Annotated in this window: 1 rRNA gene; it reads left to right on the top strand. The window is 58.2% G+C overall.

Features of this window, described 5'->3' with window-relative positions:
* Positions 1-22 precede the first annotated feature (22 nt).
* Positions 23-2,146 (top strand): 23S ribosomal RNA (locus IEX89_RS24035); the annotation flags it as partial.

Below are 2,146 nucleotides of genomic sequence, written 5' to 3'. Positions count from 1 at the left end.
GGCGTGCATGGATCATGGGAGCGATCAAGTGTCTCAAGGGCATTCGGTGGATGCCTTGGCGCTGAGAGGCGATGAAGGACGTGGTACGCTGCGATAAGCCTCGGGGAGCTGCGAACGCGCTTTGATCCGAGGATTTCCGAATGGGGAAACCCACCTTCGATCCCTCGTTGCTTGGTCTCATTCCTCTGGGATGGGTCCGAGTGACGTGGGGTCATGAGAAGGTATCAGATCCTGAATCCATAGGGATTTGAGGCGAACCCGGGGAACTGAAACATCTCAGTACCCGGAGGAAAGGACATCAACGAGACTCCGTCAGTAGTGGCGAGCGAACGCGGACCAGGCCAATGCCGTGCCGTATCTCAACCGGAACCGTCTGGAAAGGCGGGCGCTATGGGTGACAGCCCCGTACGGGTTCAGGATGCGGCCGGATACGAGTAGGGCGGGACACGTGTAATCCTGTCTGAACATGGGGGGACCACCCTCCAAGCCTAAGTACTCCTCAGCGACCGATAGTGCACCAGTACCGTGAGGGAAAGGTGAAAAGCACCCCGACGAGGGGAGTGAAACAGATCCTGAAACCGGATGCCTACAAACAGTGGGAGCCCAAGGTTCGTCCTGGGTGACCGCGTACCTTTTGTATAATGGGTCAGCGACTTGGCGTGTCGAGCAAGCTTAAGCCGTGAGGCGGAGGCGCAGCGAAAGCGAGTCTGAACAGGGCGTTCAGTTCGTCGCGCCAGACCCGAAACCGGGTGATCTAGCCATGAGCAGGTTGAAGGTGCGGTAACACGCACTGGAGGACCGAACCGGTGTCCGTTGAAAAGGCCTCGGATGACTTGTGGTTAGGGGTGAAAGGCCAATCAAACCCGGAGATAGCTGGTTCTCCGCGAAAGCTATTTAGGTAGCGCCTCGTGTGAATGCTCCAGGGGGTAGAGCACTGGATGGGCTAGGGCTGTCCACAACGGTACCAAACCTAACCAAACTCCGAATACCTGGAAGCAGTGCACGGGAGACACACGGCGGGTGCTAACGTCCGTCGTGGAGAGGGAAACAACCCTGACCTACAGCTAAGGCCCCCAATTCGTGGCTAAGTGGGAAAGGATGTGAGGACCCCAAAACAACCAGGAGGTTGGCTTAGAAGCAGCCATCCTTTAAAGAAAGCGTAACAGCTCACTGGTCTAGTCAAGGGTCCTTGCGCCGAAAATGTAACGGGGCTCAAGCCACGAGCCGAAGCTTAGGGTTCGCCTTCGGGCGAGCGGTAGCGGAGCGTTCCGTAGGCCCGTGAAGGGAGACCCGTGAGGGCTCCTGGAGGTATCGGAAGTGCGAATGCTGACATGAGTAACGACAAACAGCGTGAGAGACGCTGTCGCCGAAAGTCCAAGGGTTCCTGCGTAAAGTTAATCTGCGCAGGGTCAGCCGGCCCCTAAGGCGAGGCCGAAAGGCGTAGTCGATGGGAATCAGGTGAATAGTCCTGAGCCAGCGGGTGGTGACGGATCCGAGCCGTCGTATGGCCTTATCGGATTGGCCGTGCGGCCGGAGGGTCCCGGGAAACAGCCCCCGCGCGAGACCGTACCCGAAACCGACACAGGTGGACTGGCAGAGCATGCCGAGGCGCTTGAGAGAACGATGCTGAAGGAACTCGGCAAATTACCTCCGTAACTTCGGGATAAGGAGGCCTTCTCGGCGGGCAACCGTCGGGGAGGGGCACAGACCAGGGGGTGGCGACTGTTTAGCAAAAACACAGGGCTCTGCGAAGTCGCAAGACGACGTATAGGGTCTGACGCCTGCCCGGTGCCGGAAGGTTAAGAGGAGAGGTTCACGCCTTGAATCGAAGCCCCGGTAAACGGCGGCCGTAACTATAACGGTCCTAAGGTAGCGAAATTCCTTGTCGGGTAAGTTCCGACCTGCACGAATGGCGTAACGACTTCCCCGCTGTCTCCAGCATCGGCTCAGTGAAATTGAATTCCCCGTGAAGATGCGGGGTTCCTGCGGTCAGACGGAAAGACCCCGTGCACCTTTACTGTAGCTTTGCGCTGGCATTCGTGTCGGCATGTGTAGGATAGGTGGAAGGCTATGAAGCGCGGGCGCCAGCTCGTGTGGAGCCGCCCTTGAAATACCACCCTTGGCGACATGGATGTCTAACCGCGAT

It is taken from the genome of Salinarimonas ramus (assembly GCF_014645695.1).
GTDB lineage: Bacteria > Pseudomonadota > Alphaproteobacteria > Rhizobiales > Beijerinckiaceae > Salinarimonas > Salinarimonas ramus.
The sequence above is the reverse complement of the archived record's forward strand: the minus strand, read 5'-3'. Positions and strand labels throughout refer to the sequence as shown.